The 18,839-nt window shown below is 58.3% G+C and carries 15 protein-coding genes and 1 pseudogene; 9 read left to right on the plus strand and 7 right to left on the minus strand.

The genetic code is table 11. The annotated features are described in order from the left end of the window. Positions 1-20: 20 nt before the first annotated feature. From AAEZ05_RS18370 to AAEZ05_RS18380, 3 genes are read right to left on the minus strand one after another with little or no spacing between them, the layout of a single operon-like run. On the minus strand, positions 21-1,223 hold the full coding sequence (locus AAEZ05_RS18370; protein WP_350648370.1) for a 3-oxoadipyl-CoA thiolase: 1,203 nt from the start codon (positions 1,221-1,223) through the stop codon (positions 21-23). 24 nt (positions 1,224-1,247) lie between these two features. Beyond that, complete coding sequence (locus tag AAEZ05_RS18375; protein WP_350648372.1) at positions 1,248-2,777, minus strand: 3-hydroxyacyl-CoA dehydrogenase; 1,530 nt, start codon at positions 2,775-2,777, stop codon at positions 1,248-1,250. A 3-nt stretch (positions 2,778-2,780) separates the two neighbouring features. Then, entirely contained in the window at positions 2,781-3,566 is a 786-nt protein-coding gene (locus tag AAEZ05_RS18380; RefSeq protein ID WP_045058469.1) for an enoyl-CoA hydratase, read from the minus strand. Between the two features lie 237 nt (positions 3,567-3,803). Between AAEZ05_RS18380 and AAEZ05_RS18385 the strand changes: the two genes are divergently transcribed. From AAEZ05_RS18385 to AAEZ05_RS18395, 3 genes are all read left to right on the plus strand, one after another. Then, positions 3,804-4,670, plus strand: coding sequence for an IclR family transcriptional regulator (locus AAEZ05_RS18385; protein WP_045058470.1), 867 nt, complete (start codon positions 3,804-3,806; stop codon positions 4,668-4,670). Positions 4,671-4,731: 61 nt separating this feature from the next. Next, positions 4,732-5,886, plus strand: a complete 1,155-nt coding sequence (locus AAEZ05_RS18390; protein ID WP_045058471.1) for an acyl-CoA dehydrogenase family protein — start codon at positions 4,732-4,734, stop codon at positions 5,884-5,886. Positions 5,887-5,941: 55 nt separating this feature from the next. Beyond that, positions 5,942-7,216: an MFS transporter gene (locus AAEZ05_RS18395; protein WP_350648374.1), complete on the plus strand. Its 1,275-nt coding sequence runs from the start codon at positions 5,942-5,944 to the stop codon at positions 7,214-7,216. Positions 7,217-7,319: 103 nt separating this feature from the next. Here AAEZ05_RS18395 and AAEZ05_RS18400 read toward each other — a convergent pair whose 3' ends face one another. From AAEZ05_RS18400 to salA, 4 genes are all read right to left on the minus strand, one after another. Next, positions 7,320-8,771, minus strand: a complete 1,452-nt coding sequence (locus AAEZ05_RS18400; protein ID WP_045058473.1) for an aldehyde dehydrogenase — start codon at positions 8,769-8,771, stop codon at positions 7,320-7,322. 27 nt (positions 8,772-8,798) lie between these two features. Next, positions 8,799-9,944 (minus strand): NAD(P)-dependent alcohol dehydrogenase, encoded by a 1,146-nt coding sequence (locus AAEZ05_RS18405; protein ID WP_045058474.1) that lies wholly within the window; start codon positions 9,942-9,944, stop codon positions 8,799-8,801. Positions 9,945-9,992: 48 nt separating this feature from the next. Then, the gene (gene catA / locus AAEZ05_RS18410; RefSeq protein WP_045058475.1) at positions 9,993-10,931 is read right to left on the minus strand and encodes a catechol 1,2-dioxygenase; all 939 of its coding nucleotides are present in this window, start codon (positions 10,929-10,931) and stop codon (positions 9,993-9,995) included. A 76-nt stretch (positions 10,932-11,007) separates the two neighbouring features. Beyond that, positions 11,008-12,291 (minus strand): salicylate 1-monooxygenase, encoded by a 1,284-nt coding sequence (salA, locus tag AAEZ05_RS18415; protein ID WP_045058476.1) that lies wholly within the window; start codon positions 12,289-12,291, stop codon positions 11,008-11,010. Between the two features lie 126 nt (positions 12,292-12,417). Between salA and AAEZ05_RS18420 the strand changes: the two are divergent. From AAEZ05_RS18420 to AAEZ05_RS18445, 6 genes and pseudogenes are all read left to right on the plus strand, one after another. Further along, positions 12,418-12,585: pseudogene (locus AAEZ05_RS18420) on the plus strand (LysR family transcriptional regulator); the annotation flags it as partial. 59 nt (positions 12,586-12,644) lie between these two features. Next, positions 12,645-14,612 carry an oxidoreductase gene (locus AAEZ05_RS18425; protein WP_236695843.1) on the plus strand — a complete coding sequence of 656 codons (1,968 nt, stop codon included), beginning with the start codon at positions 12,645-12,647 and terminating at the stop codon, positions 14,610-14,612. After that, entirely contained in the window at positions 14,609-15,151 is a 543-nt protein-coding gene (locus AAEZ05_RS18430; protein ID WP_350648377.1) for a VOC family protein, read from the plus strand. Before AAEZ05_RS18425 ends, AAEZ05_RS18430 begins: the two co-directional genes overlap by 4 nt. Positions 15,152-15,321: 170 nt before the next feature. Next, the gene (locus tag AAEZ05_RS18435) at positions 15,322-16,248 is read left to right on the plus strand and encodes a helix-turn-helix domain-containing protein (RefSeq protein ID WP_350648379.1); all 927 of its coding nucleotides are present in this window, start codon (positions 15,322-15,324) and stop codon (positions 16,246-16,248) included. 40 nt (positions 16,249-16,288) lie between these two features. After that, positions 16,289-17,212, plus strand: coding sequence for a LysR family transcriptional regulator (locus AAEZ05_RS18440; protein WP_350648381.1), 924 nt, complete (start codon positions 16,289-16,291; stop codon positions 17,210-17,212). A 335-nt stretch (positions 17,213-17,547) separates the two neighbouring features. Then, positions 17,548-18,837 carry an MFS transporter gene (locus AAEZ05_RS18445; protein ID WP_045058480.1) on the plus strand — a complete coding sequence of 430 codons (1,290 nt, stop codon included), beginning with the start codon at positions 17,548-17,550 and terminating at the stop codon, positions 18,835-18,837. The last annotated feature ends 2 nt before the right edge of the window (positions 18,838-18,839 follow it).

An 18,839-nucleotide genomic window follows, 5' to 3' on the forward strand; every position in this document is an offset into this window, starting at 1 on the left:
TTTCACCTTTGCTTGAGCGGTTACACACGCTCGATCACCATCGCCAGCCCTTGGCCGACACCGATACACAGACTCACCACGGCATAGCGCTTACCGCTGCGTTGCAACGTGCGCGCCGCAGTGAGGGCCAGACGCGCACCGGAGGCGCCCAAGGGGTGGCCCACCGCAATCGCGCCGCCATTGGGGTTGACGCGAGGGTCGTCGAACGCCACGCCGAGCCCTTTGAGGCAACCCAGAACCTGGCTGGCAAATGCTTCGTTGATTTCGATGATGTCCATGTCCGCCAACGTCAGGCCTGCCCGCGCCAGCGCTCTATTGACTGCCTCCACAGGCCCCACACCCATGATGCGAGGTGCGATACCTGCAACTGCGCTCGACAGGATGCGCACCATGGGCACCAGACCATGGTGTTCGCCTGCCGCACGCGAGCCGATCAATAGCGCGGCAGCGCCGTCGTTGACACCGGATGCATTGCCGGCGGTGACCACCCCGCCCTCGTGCAGAGGTCGCAGCCGGCTCAACGCCGCGAGGTCAGATTGCGGGCGCGGGTGTTCGTCGTGTTCCACAAGGTTGGGCGGTGTTTTACGGCCAGTGGGCACGCTGACGGCCAGAATTTCATCGTCAAAGAAACCGCTTTCCCGCGCGGCTTCGTAATTGGCTTGCGAGCGGGCCGCAAAAACGTCGGCCTGTTCACGGTCGATGCCGTATTCCTGCGCCACGTTGTCGCCAGTCTGCGGCATGGTGTCATTACCAAACTCCGCCAAGATTTTGGGGTTTGGAAAACGCGCGCCGATGGTGCTGTCGTACACCGTAAAATCCCGACTGTAGGCAGCCTCGGCTTTGGCCATGACGAAGGGTGCGCGCGACATGCTCTCCACCCCACCGGCCACATACAATTCACCTTCCTGGCAAGTGACTGCGCGCGCGGCATCAATCACGGCTGCCAGCCCGCTGGCGCACAATCGGTTGACCGTCTGCCCAGGCACAGTAACGGGCATCCCGGCAAGCAGTGCCGCGTGACGCGCAATATTGCGACTGTCCTCACCGGCCTGATTGGTATTGCCGAGAATGACGTCCTCGATAGCTTCGCCAGGGATGGCGTTGCGCGCGAGCAGTTCCCGAATCACGTGGGCCGCAAGGTCGTCAGGCCGTACTGGCGCGAGGGCGCCCGCATGGCGACCGAAAGGCGTACGTAACCCCGCAAAAATATAAGCATCAAGCATGGCAGTTTCCTAAGCGTTGATAGATCAGGTCAGTGTCGGTTCTGGATGGCACAGCGATAAGCCCAGGGCCGCACGACGGCGCAGCCAGGGGCCAGGCCGATAACGCGGGTCCCCGGTCAGTTCGGTCATGCGTTCGAGGATGGTCAGCAAGCGCTGCGCGCCGACACTGTCGCCCCAGGCCAGCGGGCCCTGCGGGTAACCCAACCCACGACGCACGCCTTCATTAAGGTCTTCGACGCTGGCTATGCGTTGTTGGACGATATCGCCCGCCAGGTTGACGATCATCGCCAGCACCCGCTGAGCGACGAAGCCGACACTGTCATTGATCACGCTGACGCCCACACCGTCGCGAGACAGCAGCGCATGAGCCGCTTGGCGCATATCGATGCCGGTTGCCGGTGTGAGCATGAGTGTGCGGTAGCGCGTGCAATCGAGCAGCGGGTCAATACAGATCGTGCGCGTCGGGTCTACGCCAAAACGCTGCGCTGCGCGTGTCGCGTCCACGCCATAGGGCGCCAGTAGGCAAAGCGCAGCGTCGGAAGGCGTGCTGCCCTGCTCCACCTGGGCGCCCAGGCGCCCCAACAGCGCGCTGAGGCTGGTACGGTCAGCATCATTCTCGGTACCCAACCACACAGGCGGCATAGACTCCACAACAGGCACGGGCTGGGGTTGCGGAACATCGACCATTTGGCCGTTGGCATAGCGGTAAAAACCACGCCCCACCTTACGCCCTACATAGCCAGCCTCAAGCATTTGGCGGGTCAGCGCAGCGGGCCGATAACGGGGTTCCTGGTAGAACTGGTTATAAATAGACTCGATCACTGGGTGGGAGACATCCAGCGCGGTGAGGTCGAACAGCTCCAGGGGGCCCATGCGGAAACCCAGGCCTTCGCGCAGAATGCGATCAATCTCGGCGGGCTCGGCGACGCCTTCCTTGAGTATCTGCAAGGCTTCAGTGCTGTAAGCGCGACCCGCGTGGTTGATGATGAAGCCAGGGGTGTCTTTGGCGCGGATCCCTCGGTGCCCCATCCGCGCGGCCAATGCCTGCAGGCTGTCACCGACGCGAGGATCACTGGCCAGGCCATCAATGACCTCCACCACTTTCATCAGCGGCACCGGATTGAAAAAGTGAAACCCTGCCACACGTTCAGGCTTGCGGCACTCGCGTGCGATGCTGGTGACCGACAGCGAAGAGGTATTGGTAGCAAGAATACAGTCGTCGCCAACGACGCCCTCAAGCTCGGCGAGCAAGGCTTGCTTGGCATCGAGGCGCTCAATGATGGCTTCCACCACTACGTCAACGTCGCTGAGATCAGTCAATGCGCTGGCAACACGCACACGCTCAAGGGTTGCGTGGGCGTCACTGGCCGCAATTTTGCCTTTGGCCACCAACTTGTCCAGGGTCTGTTGGAGGTTTTCGCGAGCGGCCTGCGCGGCACCTTCACGGTTATCGAACAGCATGACCTCAACGCCGGCCTGTGCCGCAATCTGGGCAATGCCCGTGCCCATGACACCCACGCCCACGACAGCCATCCGTTTGATTTCACGTGTCATGGGTCATTCTCCAGTAAAGGTTGCTTGGCGTTTTTCAAGGAACGCAGTGGCGCCTTCCTTTTGATCCCTGGAATCAAACAGCAACTGAAATGCCTTGCGCTCCAAGGCCAATGCGCTCTCCAGAGGCAGGTCGGCACCGAGCAGCATGACTTCTTTGATCTGTGCGACGGCCAGAGGCGGCAACGCGGCTATTTGCGCGGCCAGTTCAAGGGATCGGGGCAGAGTGAGCTCATCACTGACCACTTCGCTGACCATGCCCATCGCAAGTGCTTCGGGGGCAGGCACCAGGCATCCGGTCAACGCTATTCGCATGGCCTGGAATTTGCCGACTGCGCGGATCAGCCGTTGAGTGCCGCCAGCTCCAGGCATCAGGCCAAGCTTGACTTCGGGTTGACCGAAGCGCGCCGATTGACCGGCAACAATGATGTCGCAGTGCATCGCCAGTTCGCAGCCGCCGCCCAGGGCAAACCCATTCACGGCAGCGATGATCGGTTTGGGGCAGCGAGCGATAGCGTCCCACAAGCGTTCCGTGTGACGAAGATACATCTCGACAGGGCTGGCCTGGGCAAACTCGCGGATGTCGGCGCCGGCAACGAAGCACTGCTCGCCGCCCGTGAGGACGATTGAACGCACGCGGTCATCTGCGGCCAAGGCGCGAAAGATATCGGCCAGTTGCTCACGGACGGCGCTGTTAAGGGCGTTCTTGACTTCGGGCCGCTCAATGCGCACGACTGCGACTGCATTGTCTTGTATGTGCAGATGCACGACGTGCTCTGGGTGGGAGTTCATATCGACCTCTTATTATTGTTTCGCCAGGCGAAACTGGATTCCGTATTTACCATCAATCATAGGTATTCTTACGAAGTCCTGTAAACAGAAAAAGCTTAACCCTGCGTAAAGACCAGTATTTACTGGTCTTTACCGACATAAAACATGTCTGTTGGTTTTTAGAACGCTAGCGCATATAATTTCGCCTAGCGAAACTACATTTTATTTTCTTGCATTTATTTAAATTGGGGTTCTACCATGGCTCGCATCAAGGCAGATCAACAGGCCGCCGACACGAAAAGCGGAGCGGACGAAATCGGGTTACTTAAGATGGGCATGCTCGACCCCACCAGCGCGTTGAGCGATGACGAAAACAGCGGTCAGTTCGTAACGGCGCTGGCACGCGGGCTGGAGTTGATGCGGTGCTTTACCCCACGCGACAACGTGTTGGGCAATCAGGATCTGGCACGTCTGACCGGCCTGCCCAAACCGACCGTTACGCGATTGACCAACACGCTGATGCGTCTGGGTTGCCTTAAACGTGAAGTGCATTCGGGCAAGTATCAGCTGGATGTCGGGGTGCTGGGTTTTGGCTACGCCATGCTGTCGAACCTGGCGATTCGCACGGTGGCTCATCCGTTGATGGAAGAGCTGGCCAATCATGCGCAGGCGGCGGTCGCCATGGCTTCCCGTGATCGCCTGCAGATGGTGTACCTGGATGTGGTTCAGGGTCAGGGCAACATGACCATGCGCCGCCAGACCGGCAGTTACTTGCCACTGGCACAGAGCTCGGTAGGCCGCGCTTGCCTGGCGGCAATGCCCGAGACCGAGCGAGAGTTTTTGCTCGACCATATCCGCCAGCGTGAATCGGAGCAGTGGCCAACCATTCGCAAGGGATTGGACCGGGCCTTCAGGGATTACGCCGACTATGGCTTTTGCCTGTCGATCGGCGAGTGGCATCGCGACGTGAACTCCGTAGCGGTACCGCTGCTGCATCCGCAGTACGGGTTGCTGACCTTCAACTGCGGCGGACCGAGTTTTCAACTGCCGCGTGAACGACTGATGGACGATATCGGGCCGCGCCTGATCAACATGGTTAACAACATTGGCGCCGCTGCTCGCTGACGCAACGGAGTAACGGCGCCCTGATAAAAGAACCGCTCGCCTGCGAGCGTTAGGAGCGCACATGATCCGTGATACCGAAACCCTGCAGATTCTGTTGGATTCACTTCGCCAATTTGTCGGCGAGGTGCTGATTCCTCGCGAAAATGAGGTGGCTGACACCGACTCGATCCCCCAGGACATCGTCGAACAGATGCAGGCCATGGGGCTGTTCGGTCTCACGCTGCCGGAAGAGTTCGGCGGACTGGGCGTCACGATGGAAGAAGAGGTGAATATCGCCTTTGAATTAGGGCGCACATCCCCGGCGTTTCGATCCTACATCGGCACCAACAACGGCATTGGCTCCATCGGTATTCTCCTGGATGGCACCGCCGAGCAGAAACAGCATTACCTGCCCAAGCTTGCCAGCGGCGAGTTGCTCAGCTCTTTCTGCCTGACTGAACCCGATGCCGGCTCTGATGCCGCCTCGCTCAAGACCAGCGCCGTGCGCGATGGCGACAGCTACATCCTCAATGGCACCAAGCGTTTCATCACCAACGCCCCACACGCCGGCATCTATACCGTGATGGCGCGTACAAGCAACGAAATTAAAGGTGCTGGCGGTATCAGCGCGTTTATCGTCGAACGCGGTACACCCGGTGTGTCCTTGGGCAAACCCGACCACAAGATGGGCCACAAAGGCGCCCACACCTGTGACGTCATCTTTGAAAACGCTCGCGTGCCAACCAGCCAATTGATCGGCGGCCTCGAAGGCGTGGGTTTCAAAACCGCCATGAAAGTCCTCGACAAGGGCCGCCTGCACATTGCGGCTTTGAGTGTGGGGGCGGCTGAGCGGATGCTCGACGATGCCCTGCGCTATGCGCTGGAACGCAAACAATTTGGTAAACCTATCGCTGAGTTCCAGCTGATCCAGGCAATGCTGGCCGACAGCAAAGCGGAAATCTACGCGAGCCGCTGTATGGTCCTGGATGCTGCCCGCAAACGCGACGATGGCCACAATGTGAGCACCGAAGCCTCGTGCGCCAAGATGTTTTCTACGGAAATGTGCGGGCGCGTTGCCGATCGCTGTGTGCAGATCCATGGCGGCGCCGGCTATGTCAGCGAATACGCCATAGAGCGCTTCTACCGGGATGTGCGCCTGTTCCGCATTTATGAAGGCACCACCCAGATCCAGCAGATTGTAATTGCGCGAAACATGATTCGAGACGCTCAAGGCTGAGGCAAACGCCCTTTCCTGCTCCAGTTCTACCCCATAAATACAATAAGGTAACTCTATGGACGCTGCTGCTCAGGCAAGCGCGACGGCGCACGCCAAGTCCAGTACTTGGGTACTGGTCTTTATTTTTTGTTTTCTCGGCTTGTTAATCGACGGCGCCGATTTGATGTTGCTGTCTTACAGCCTCAATAGTCTGAAGGCTGAGTTTGGCCTCACCAACGTAGAGGCCGGAAGCCTGGGCAGTTTCACCTTGGCCGGGATGGCGATCGGCGGAATCTACGGTGGCTGGGCGTGTGACAGATTCGGCCGGGTGAAAACCGTGGTCTGGAGTATTTTGCTGTTCTCCGTCGGCACAGCCGCCCTGGGCCTGACGCAAACCTACTGGCAGTTCGCAACTATCCGGTTCCTGGCTTCATTAGGAATCGGCGCGTTGTATGTGGCGTGCAATACCCTGATGTCCGAGTACGTCCCTACCCGTTATCGCACCACCGTGCTTGGCACCCTCCAGGCCGGTTGGTCTGTGGGCTACATTGTCGCGACCTTGCTGGCTGGCTGGATCTTGCCGGTCCATGGCTGGCGCTGGCTTTTCTATATCGCGATTATCCCGGTGATCCTTGCTCTGGTGATGCAACGTTTCGTACCGGAACCACAGGCCTGGATCAACGCCCAGGCCGAGCGAGCCAAAGAAAAACTCGCGGGAATCCGTCAGGGATCAGTGGTGAAACGTGACAGCATGTACAAGCAGATTTTCAGCGATCCCCAGGCGCGCCGGATGTTTTTCTGCTGGGCGCTGACTGCCGGTTTCCTACAGTTCGGCTACTACGGAGTGAACAACTGGCTGCCAACCTACCTGGAGAGTGAGCTGGGCATGAACCTCAAGTCCATGACCGGCTACATGGTGGGCACTTACACCGCCATGATCCTCGGCAAAATTCTCGCTGGCATGGCTGCAGACCGCGTGGGACGTAGAAGCGTATTCGCCTTTGGCGCACTGGGAACGGCAGTGTTTCTGCCGGTGATCGTGCTGTTCCAGAGCCAGGAAAACATACTCTGGATGCTGGTGGTGTTCGGCTTTTTGTACGGTATTCCCTACGGCGTGAACGCCACGTACATGACCGAAAGCTTCGAAGCCAAATTTCGTGGATCTGCCGTGGGTGGGGCCTACAATATTGGGCGTCTGGGTGCAGCGATTGCTCCGGCTGCTATCGGGTTCCTCGCCTCTCATGGCTCGATCGGTGTGGGTTTTCTGGTCATGGGCGCTGCCTACTTTATCTGCGGCGTGATTCCGGCGCTGTTTATCAGGGACAAGCAGTTCGACCCGCAAAAGCAGTAGCGCTTGTAAGCCTTGGAGGTCTGGTAGTGCGGCTAATGAGACAAGGTTGTTCCGTGGTACCCGAGTGCAAAAAAAACCGGCGCATTACGCGCCGGTTTCAAATTTAGAATGGATAAGGTTGGTTGGAGGGTTCAACCGTGACCCACTTGACCTCGGTAAACTCCTCGATGACTGCGCTGCCATCAAAGCGTCCATAGCCGCTCTTCTTCATTCCACCGTACGGGGCCTGCGGCTCGTTTTGCACGGTGGCGCCATTGATGTGTACGCAGCCGGCATCCAGTCGGCCAGCCAACTCCAATGCCCGTGTGACATCGCGACTGAATATGGATGACGAAAGGCCGTAGGCGGTGTCGTTGGCCACCTGCAGCGCCTGCTCGGCACCTTTTACCCGGACGATCGTTGTCACCGGGCCAAAGGTCTCTTCGTCATAGATCGACATCTCACGGGTCACCCAATCGACCAGTGTCGGCCCCATCAAGGCATTTTCCGCCAAGCCGCCAGCCACGATATCAGCGCCTTTCCCGATGGCGTCGTCAAGCAAATGATTGATCCGTTGCACTGAACCCTGGCCGATCATTGGACCGATCACGCAGGCGGGTGTTGTCGCTGGCACGCCGACTTCAAGCGACCGTACGCGTTCCGCGAAACGGGAAACGAATTGGTCGGCAACCGCTTCATCGACTACAAAGCGCTCGGTCGACATGCAGATTTGTCCCTGGTAAAGAAATGCGCCGAAAACGGCAGCGTTGACTGCCCCGTCGATATCCGCGTCATCCAGTACGATGAAAGGGGCTTTGCCACCCAGTTCCAACAGGCAACGTTTGAGATGAGTGGCACAGGTCTGGGCAATCATGCGGCCGACCTTGGTCGAACCCGTAAAATTCACCCGACGCACCACGTCATGGGCGATCAACGCTTCAGTCACAGCAGACGCGTCCTCTGGCGCGCTGATCAGAAAGTTCAATACTCCCGCCGGCAAACCGGCATCGTAAAACGCTTCGGCCAGCAGCGCGTGCGTACGTGGGCTGCTTTCAGACCCCTTGAAGATCACCGTGTTGCCACATGCCAGAGGGTAGGCAATGGCGCGTGCGCCAAGAATGACCGGGCCATTCCAGGGCACGATGCTCAGCACTGCGCCCACCGGTTGGCGCAACGTCATCGACAGTGCGCCTGGCTTGTCAGTCGGAATGGTTTCACCTTTGATTTGCGTGGTCAGGGCCGCGGCTTCACGCAGCAGGTTCGCCGATGCGCCCACGTTGAATTGTGCCCACAGTTGCGAAGCGCCGATCTCTTCAGCCATGACCGAGCAGAACTGCGCCATTTTCGATTCAAGGGAGTCGGCTGCCGCCAGCAGAATCCGCCGACGCTCGGTTGGGCCGGTTTTGGACCACGTCCGGAAAGCGCGCTGGGAAGATTCGGCGGCGCGGATGGCATCCTCGACGCTGCAGGCTGCACCTACGCTCACAGTCGCGGAACTGAGCGGATCGACACGTTGAAAAGTCTTGCCAGTGGAGGCGGCAAGTTTTTGGTTGTCTATTACGAGTTGAACGGTCATTGCGGGTTCCTATAGAGATCGAAAAAGTCACACCGAAGCGGGGACTGGCATGCGCAGGATCGGCTTGATGGTGACACCGCGTTCGCTATCGGCCATCGCCTGGTTCACCTCATCAAACTCGTAAAACCTGCACAGCTTGTCGAAGGGGAATCGGCCCTGCAGATAGAGATCAACCAGCTTCGGGATGAAGGCATTGGCAACGACATCGCCTTGGACAATGCCCATGATCCGTTTTCCGGGAATCATCACGTCGTTGATATTAAATGCCACCTCGGTGCCAACTTTGGTAGCGCCTACGATGCCACAGGTGCCAAGCGTGGTAAGTGCGTCGATTGCCTGGCGAAGAACCTCGGAACGGCCGGAACATTCAAGGCTGTAATTGACGCCACCCTGGGTGATGGACTGAATGCGTTGAACCGGATCTTCTTCGCGGCTATTGATGACGTGGGTTGCGCCCAGTTCCAGTGCCAGTTCCAGCCGGCTCGGGGTGACGTCCACAGCGATGATGGTCGTAGCGCCGGCGACCTTCGCGGCCATTACCGCCGCCAGTCCGACTGCGCCCGCACCAAAGGCGGCGAAGCTCGATCCGGCTTCGACCTTGAGTGCATTGAGAACCGATCCTGCGCCCGTCTGGATGCCACAACCCAGCGGCCCCAGCAATTCCAATGGCGCCTGTTTCGCGACCTTGACCACGTTGCGCTCATTGGCAATCGTGTAAGTGGAAAACGAGGATTGACCGAAGAAATGGTCGTGGATGGCGTGGTCGCTGCCACAGGCGCAAGCGGACGTACTGCCATCGAGTCGGCCGCCACCGAAGTTCAGCGGATGCATGTGCGTGCAATGTGCCGGGTGGCCGGTTTCGCAAGGCAGGCAGAGGCCGCAAGACATGTACGTCATGACCACGTGATCGCCCGGTTGAACCGTGGTGACAGCGGAACCGACTGCATCCACGACGCCCGCACCTTCATGACCGAGGATGATCGGCAGTGGCGTTGGGAACAGCTGATCTCGCACCACCATGTCAGTGTGGCAAACGCCTGTAGCGACTACACGGACGCGCACTTCTGTGGGCCGAGGCGCCTCGAGCAAGACATCCTCAATTTCTAATGCAGCCCCTGAGGCGCGCAGCACTGCGGCACGGACTCTCATCGATTGAGCAGCGGTCTGGGACATTGTTGTCTCCTTGGAGTAGTTCGTCGAAGTCGAGAAAACGTCGGTTTGTCAGGCAGACTGCAACGCTCGCGGGCGTTGGCTACGATGGATTGCTGCAACGCTCGCGGCCGGACGCAGGCTGAAATTGAACGTCATCTCGGCAAAGCGCCCCGTCACACCATTGGCAGCAGCCTGTTCCTCGTCGTCGACGAAAATGACTTCGCCAATCAGCCCGTCACGTGTTGCATACGCGAAGTCGTCCCACAGGTACTTGTCATTCGACAGGTTGATCTGCGTGGTCAAATGTTCGTGGCCTGGGGCGCAGATGAAGAAGTGGATATGCGCAGGTCGCTGCCCGTGACGGCCCAATTGATCCAGGCATTCCTGAGTGGGGCCGGTTGGATCGCAACCGTACCCCGAAGGCACGATGCTGCGAGCCCGGTAGCAACCATTGGCGTCCGTGAGAATCCGGCGCCGCAAGTTGAACGCCGTCTGGCTCTTATCGAAGTATGAGTAGTTGCCTTGGGTGTTGGCTTGCCACAAGTCCACAGTGGCTCCGGCGATAGGCTCACCGTTCAAGTCGGTTACGCGCCCTTCCAGAAACAACACCGTTGCTGTGCCATCCTCGCTTCCATCATCCATGCGAGTTTGGTACTCACACAGTGGCGCGCCTGCTACGTACAACGGACCTTCGATGGTCCGTGGCGTGCCTCCGGTCCGGCCCGCCTCTGCGTCCCTGGCATCCGCCAGCAGATCAAGGAAATGTTCGATGCCGAGTCCGGCGACCAGCAAACCTGCTTCGTTTTTGGCACCCAAGCGGTTGACATAGTCCACCGCCCCCCAGAATTCATCGTCGCTGATCTGCAAATCTTCAATTACTCGGGCGACTTCCTGCAGCAAACGCAAAACGATCTGCTTGCGGCGTGGATCGCCTTGGTTGTTATCCAGTCCCGAGGCTTGTCGGAAGAATTGCTGCAATTGCGGCAGTTGAGAAATTTTTACGATCATCTTGATTCACCTGATCTTATTGGTATCCACGAAGAGAGCCGCTGGACGCTCCCTCCCGTGCATTTCGGTCAAGTCGTTAAGCAGATGCTCGCCAACCTAACTGGGCACGCGCCTCTTGAAGGTCGGACTGCATATCGTGATTCCACAGCCAGTCGAAACGCTCGGCGAGGGTTTTGCCCAGCAGTTGTTCGTCATCGGCTACAACTGGATCACGCATTTCATAAAGCTCCCCGGCTTCCCATGAGGTGCGCTGCACACGGCAGGCACGTGGACGACGGATAGCGTCGTAAGCCGCCAGCACTGCTTGTGGCTGACTGTCCAGGACCTGCGGATCGGCGAGCAAGCGCGCCAGCAGCCAGGCGTCTTCCAGCCCCTGACCTGCACCAGCGCCCTGGTGGGGCAACATGGCGTGCGCAGCATCGCCTATCAGCCCCACGCGGCCATGCACGTAGCCCGGCAATTCATCGAGCTCATGCAGCGCCCAAAGAGTGGGTGCCGGAATGCATTCGAGCAGCACCTTTGCAGCGTCACCCCAATGATCGAAGGCGGACAGCATTTCTTCCTGGCTGGCATTGCGCACCCATGGCGCATCGCTTGGCCAGGTGGGATCAGGGCGACTGCGGTCGGAAATAAAGGCGACGACGTTGATCAACCGGCCTTGTTTAACGGGGAAGGTCAGAATGTGCGCGTCAAGTCCCAGGTACATCTGCGGCACGTCAATCAAATGCTCATCGACCCCCCGGGCCCGGTAGGCTGCGCGCAGCTGTTCACTGTCGATCATCCCGCGGTAGGCGCAGGTACCACTGAAACGCGGCGCCACCAGGGGGTAGCCAAGACCGTTGAGCACATGATCACGAATTGAAGACTTGATACCGTCGGCAGCGATCAGCAGATCGCAGCGATGCTCAGTGCCATCGGTGAACACCACGCGAGCCTGTTCGCCATCCTGCTCTACGCTGACTGCACGTTTACCGAACTGGGCGATCCCTTCGGGCAACTGGCTGGCCAGGGCATCGAGAAAGTCAGCACGGTGTACCGATGACTGCCCTACCCCTTCGGCCAGGCTTGCGCCCAGATAACCGGCATCTTCACCGCGACGCCATTCGAACCAGATGTCCTGCCAGGGATCCTGAGTCTGGTCGGCAATCTTGCGGTAGGGTTCGGCAATACCCAGACCCGCGATGGCTCGAACGGCATTGGCGCCGAAAGAGACACCTGCTCCGACCTCGCCAAAGGCTGGTGCCGCTTCGAACAGCTGCACACTCAGGTGGGAATGACGGCACAGGTCAAGGGCCAGCCCCACGCCGGCAATACCACCGCCAACAATACCGATGTGCAATTTGGATTCAGAAGTACGCATAGCAAGTTACCCAGTAGGCTGATTGTTATTGGAGTCACCAAATCATCGCCACCTGAGCTCTATTGATAAATACCGTAAATCCCATACATGCCATCACGGTTGTGAATATTACTCTTCAGGACGAGCATTAAACGATTCGCCAGCAGTTGCGAACAACCCTTCGGGCTCGCGGTGCTACCGACTCCGGTGGTGCTGCCCAACATCGAAATAAACCTGTTCTGGCACGCACGCTATTACAGGAGGCCGGCCGATCGAGAGCTTTGCCAGCTGATGTTTGAGTTGTTCTCAGATTAAGTCACCTGAGCGAGTACCGCTGAGGTGCTAAAGGAGGATTCTTCAACGCCTCGGCATGAATGTTCAATACTCAGGCCGCCTCTCACTCCATGCTCGAAGCTCAAAACAAAAAAAATAATGAGGAGATGGCAATGGCACACCCAGACATCCGAAATCTTGTAGCTTCAGACAGCCCTGCCGCGGCGCTCTACCAGCCCGGGCGGATCGGCTCACTGCAATTGCGCAACCGTTTTGTGCAGGCACCGATCTTCACTCAGTTCGCGAGCACCTTCGGTGAAGTTGACGATAAGCTCATCGAGTACCATCGGGCCCGCGCTCGTGGAGGAGTTGGTCTCATCATTACAGAGAACACCTCTATCGACTGGGAAGTCGGGCGCACAGCCGGCCACCCTATGCGAATTGACCACGACAGGTTCATTGGCGCACTCAGCAATCTGGTCGACGCTGTCCACGGTGAAGGCGCAAAGATCGCGGTGCAGTTGCACCACACCGGGCGCCAGAACTCCCAAGGCAACACGGAACGTAACGAACCGCCTCTCGCGCCGACTGCAGGCATCACCAGCGCGTTCGGCACTCCGCCACGAGCCATCGAAGAACATGAAATTCCCGGGTTGATCGACAAGTACGTCCAGGGGGCCCGGCGCGCCATGGCTGCTGGCTTTGATGCCGTTGAACTGCACGGTGCACATGGCTATCTGCTCGGTCAGTTTCTCTCACCTTTTACAAATAAACGCACTGACCGCTGGGGCGGGTCCCTGGAGAACCGCGCCCGTTTTGCACTCGACGTCGTGCGCGGGATTCGCGCACAGGTCGGTGCGGATTTCCCGATCCTGTATCGCCTGAGCGTCATGGAGCCTTACGAGGGAGGCCTCTCATTGGAAGATGGCCTGGCCTTTTGCGAAATGCTCGAACCTTACGTCGACGCCCTGGATGTCAGTGCCGGGAACTACGACACGGCGATGACGTTGCTGCCTATGGTCGCGCCAGGATCGCTGGTGGATTACGCCAAGCTGGTAAAAAAGCGTGTTTCGATCCCGGTAATCGGCGTCGGTCGTCTCACATGGCTGTTCGACGAGATGGCACAAGCGGTGTCTGACGGCGAGCTCGACTTCGTAGCCTTGGGTCGATCGGGTCTAGCGGACCCCGAAACGGTTAACAAGACACGGCGCGGGCAGCCGCAGAGTGTCCGCCGCTGCCTTGCGGTGAATGAATGCATATCACGGTGGATGTTCAACGGTAAGGGTACCCAATGCGTGATAAACCCCACCCTCGGACAGGAGCGCCGGGCGAGTGATGCTCGTCGCCCTGCTCCCATACAGCAGCGGGTTCTGATCGTCGGTGGTGGGCCTGCCGGCTGTGAAGCCGCGATCCTGGCTGCCGAGCGCGGGCACAGTGTGCGCTTGGTTGAGAAATCAGATCGTATCGGCGGCCAGCTTCATGCCTGGGCCGCTGCGAGCCCGTTTCGCATGGAGGTCAGGAACATGATCCAGTTTTACGAGAGCGAACTCGAACGCGTTGCCGTCGACGTGCAACTCAATACCGATGCAACCGACATCGACTTGGCCCCATGGGACACCGTACTGCTCGCCACCGGGACCGTTGCGCAGAATCAGGGCGCGGATGTGGCCGACATGCTGGCAAACGGGGCTCTGCCCATGGCTGACGAAGTCACCGTATTTGGAGAAACAGAGACTGCAATGTTTGCCGCCCTATGGTTGGCCGAGCAAGGTAAAAAAGTCAGCCTCGTCTCCCCCGCAGATGGGGTAGGAATCGATACCAATGATATGCAGCGCGACCATCTGAGCGGGCTTCTCAACAGTCTCGACGTATCGATCAGAACGGCAGTCGCGGCGGCGGATGACGGTTACGTGGTGATGGCGACTGCGCGCAATGCCTCGACTGTCCTGGCGTCGGCCGTCGATGACATTCGCGTCCACAGCATCGGAACGAGGTTCCGTGGCGGTCGGATGTATGAGGCGACCCAGTCTGGCTTCTGGGCGGCAGCGAAAATAGGAGAGCTGTCATGAATGTTCGCGCGATCGAACACGTCGGCATTACGGTTCCCGATATGGAAGCGGCGACGCAGTTCTTCGTCGAGGCCTTCGGTGCCGAGAAACTTTACGACATGCTTGAAGCGCCCTTGGGGGGCCCTGAAGTGGAGGCGGGACTGGGGATCGTACCCGGAGCCGTGATTAGCGCAATTCGCATGCTGCGCCTTGGCAACGGTCCCAACCTGGAGCTATTTTCCTACACCGGGGTGCAGCAGTTGCAGCCAGTAGTTCCAAGCGACTTGGGTATTCAGCACATTTGCATCTACGTTGACGATATCGACGCTGCGGCCGAACAACTGGAGAAGGCCGGTGGAACTCTGCTCAGCCGTCCTGGTGAGCTCCCAGGCCGTGACGCCGGGAAAGGTAATCGTTACGTCTACACCCGCACGCCTTGGGGAAGCACGATTGAATTGGTGACTTACCCGTCGGCGCAGGCCTACGAGCGTCAGACTCATTTGCGCCGATGGCGACCGGAGTTGACCGAGCCCAGTGATCACGAAATCCAGGCGAAGTAAGAGAACGCTTGCCATTCGGTCGGGTGGAAATCCCCGATCGATGGCAGGCCAGTTTTTCGTACAAACTCTAAGGATGTGTTAGCTTTTTGAATGTCATGACACTGCGATCAACATTCTAAAACTGCCAAGTGCTGATAAAAAACTCCACTGCCAATAAAAAGGGAGTTGTGATGAGTGCCATCCTCCAAACGCCAGAAAAAATGCTGGACGTTATCCCCGGCGAAGTCACGATCAACGGTACCGTCGAGACTGCATCCGATAACGGCATGTCGATCCGGGGCTACCGCTTTGACAAAACCGAAGTCAGCATTCCGTGCATGCGCGATTACGAATTGGTGAGATGGAAATCGGGAACTTCCAATCTGGGTTTCCACGATGGCAAGCAATGGCAAAAATGGTCCGTTGGCGATAACGACGTGACCATTTTGACCCGAGGCGAATCGTCCAGGTGGTACTGGATGAATGATATCGAAGTCAGTCATATCTACATCTCGCAAACAATGATGGCCAAGGTTGCCAATGAAGTCTTTCAACAGGATGTTGACCGTGTTTTTGTCGACCATTGCCCCATCGTCAACGACGCGACCCTCTCCAGGCTCATGGCCGCCTATGAAATGGAATGCCTGAGTGGTGAACCGGGAAGCAGCCTCTTTGCCCAGACGCTGGAAATACAGATGTGCATTCATCTGCTGCGCCAGTATGTGCGCTGTGATCTGAGAGGCAACGATCAAGCGTCTCGCCTGACAAACCTTAAACGCGACCAGCTTCAGCAGTACATCGACTCACACCTGTCCTGCCCGATTTCGGTCAAGGACATGGCCGCAATAGTCGACCTGAGCCCGTCGTATTTTGTACGGGTGTTCGGGGCTGTGTATGGGGTGTCTCCCCATCAGTACGTTCAGTCGCGCCGCTTGAAAAAAGCTGAGCGAATCCTCTCTACGGTGCGTGATGTACCTTTGAAAGCTGTCGCCATGGATTGCGGGTTCTCGGACCAGAGCCACATGACCCGACTGTTCCAGGAAAAACTGTCCATGACGCCCAAGCAGTATCGCGAGAAAAACGTTTCCAGGCTTTTTTGCTCCTCGGCCTTGCAGTAACGTGCAGCACCTTCGTCGCACCGCAAGGACCTGTCGTTAAGTGAAACTTCATCAAATCAGGGCACTGGTAGCCATCCACCAGACCGGAAGCATCAGTGAGGCCTCGCAGATCCTGCATGTCACCCAGCCTGCCATCAGCCGATCAATCAAGGATCTGGAGAGCGAACTGGGCTTGGCACTGCTGCAGCGTTCCCACAGGGGAATGTCGCTCACCGACGAAGGTCGCCGCATCATTCGCCATGCACAGTTGACGGTCGAGAGCATGCGACGACTGCAACTGGAGGCTGAAAACATCAGGGATATGCAGGTCGGTGAGGTCAGCATCGGGGTCACGTCCCTGACATCAGTGCTCAAAGGGCTGGGAGAATGCATTGCCGGGTTCCAGACGAAGAATCCACGTGTGCGGATTCGCCTGGTGGACCTTCGTCCCAACCAGATGCTGCAGCGACTACGCGACGGTACGCTGGATTTCGCCATTACCTCGCAGCAGCACACACAAAGGCTGAACCTGGATTGGGAAGCGTTGAGCCGCATGCAGGGGCTGGTGGTCTGTAGAAAGAATAATCCTCTGCGCCACTCGCATTCTCTCCGCCAGCTGCAGTTCGCGAACTGGATCAGCCTCGATGTGATCGACGATCACTCATCCCAGTTCTATCAAATGTTCGAAGACAATGAGATCCCTGCGCCGCAGCGAATAACCGAGTGTTCCTCGGTATTGCTGGCGCTGGATCTGTTGCACCACGCCGATGCTTTCATGACGCTCAGTGAAGCCGGAATGGAAAACACACTGCCCAAAGGGCTCAACGAAGATCTGGTACAGGTCAAGATCGAAGAAAGTATCCCCGAGTACCCGATCTACCTGGTCTGTATTGACCGCAACGCTCTGACAACGACAGCCAGCGACCTTTACTACGCGATCAAAAACGTACTCTCAAAAAATCAGTCAATCGATACGTCGCGCTAGTGCGCAATCGACTCGAGCAACTTAAGAAAAACGCAACGATATGCCCAACGGTTAAGTCTGTCCCCGTTTCCTGGGGCCGGACACCCTGAACCGGAGGTCATTTGGTTTCCACCGCACAACAGCAGCCTGCGCGGCTTGCCACGTCGATTGTGTCGCTGTCGTAAAAGGGTGCGCGTGATCGATAAACGGACAATATCGCACCGAACTGACGCTGTCTTTCCCAGAGGCTGCTATGCATCATAACTAACAGTTAATCATCGAAGAAAAGCGCAAGTGCGCAGTGACAGTGTTTGCCGGATATTCGGGCCACAACAAAACTGTCACAGGAAAAATCGATGACAACTCTGCAAGCGCCTCCCCTCCGCTGCGCCGCGACGCCCTCCGTGATCGGTTCCAGGAAAGCCACAGTCGCTTGCGCTCTAGGCAATGCCCTGGAAATGTATGACTTCACGATCTACAGTTTCTTCGCTGTGGTGATCGCAAAGAACTTCTTCCCCGCACAGTCGGCAGTGGCATCGCTACTGATGTCGTTGGCCACCTTTGGTGTCGGGTTCCTCATGCGCCCGGTCGGTGCTCTGGTGATCGGTCGCTTTGCCGACCGCCGTGGCCGCAAGGCCGCGTTGAGCCTCACGATCAGCTTGATGACCTTCGGCACGGCGATGATTGCCTTCGCGCCTTCTTATCAGGATATCGGCTTGTTCGGCACCCTGATGCTGGTGGCGGGCCGCCTCACCCAGGGTTTTTCAGCAGGAGGTGAAGTAGGCACCGCGTCGGTGTATCTGATGGAATCCAGCGCTACGGCCAACCGCTGTCGCAATGTGAGTTGGCAGGCGGCCAGTCAGGGTTACGCGGCCATGGTGGGGGCTGGTCTGGGTCTGCTGCTCAACAACACGTTGAGCGTCGAGGACCTCGAAAGCTGGGGTTGGCGCATTCCCTTTGTGCTGGGGCTACTGATCGGGCCGCTGGGCTGGTACATCCGTCGCTGCCTGCCGGAGACACACGAAGCCCACCCGACCCAGCGCGAAGGTCGGTTGCGCGACCACATCGATCTGCGTCACACCCTGCTGGCGACTGGCCTGATGGCCAGCGCGACCATCGGCATCTACCTGTTCATTTTCTATATGCCCGCCTACCTGACTGTCACCCTGGGTTACCCGCAACGTAGCGCCTTGGCTATCGCCTGTGTGGCAAGTGCCTGTCTGGCTGTTATCACACCTTTGGCCGGGCGCTTTGCGGATCGACACGGCCTGCGCAAAAAACTGCTGGCCTGGACGATCACCCTGCCCGTGCTACTGGCGTGGCCAGCCTTCTACCTGCTCGGCTTGAGCACAAATTTGTGGGTGGCTATGTTGGTCATCGCGCTTCTGGTGCTGCCCGGCTGTATCGGTTCGGGTGCCTTCTTCGCCCTGATCATGGAAGCCTTTCCAAAAAATCGCCGCGCGCTCGGCACTGCCGTCAGTTACAGCTTCGGCGTTACCTTGTTCGGCGGGTTCTCCCCGTTGATCGCCACTTGGCTCACGGCGGCCCTGGATAACCCCCAGGCGCCAGCACTGTATTTACTTGTCGGCGGTGCCATCAGTTTGGCGTGCCTGGCTGCGTTCCCCGAAAACCCTGGTCGGGAGTGACC

This window comes from Pseudomonas sp. HY13-MNA-CIBAN-0226 (genome assembly GCF_040310305.1).
GTDB lineage: Bacteria > Pseudomonadota > Gammaproteobacteria > Pseudomonadales > Pseudomonadaceae > Aquipseudomonas > Aquipseudomonas gregormendelii.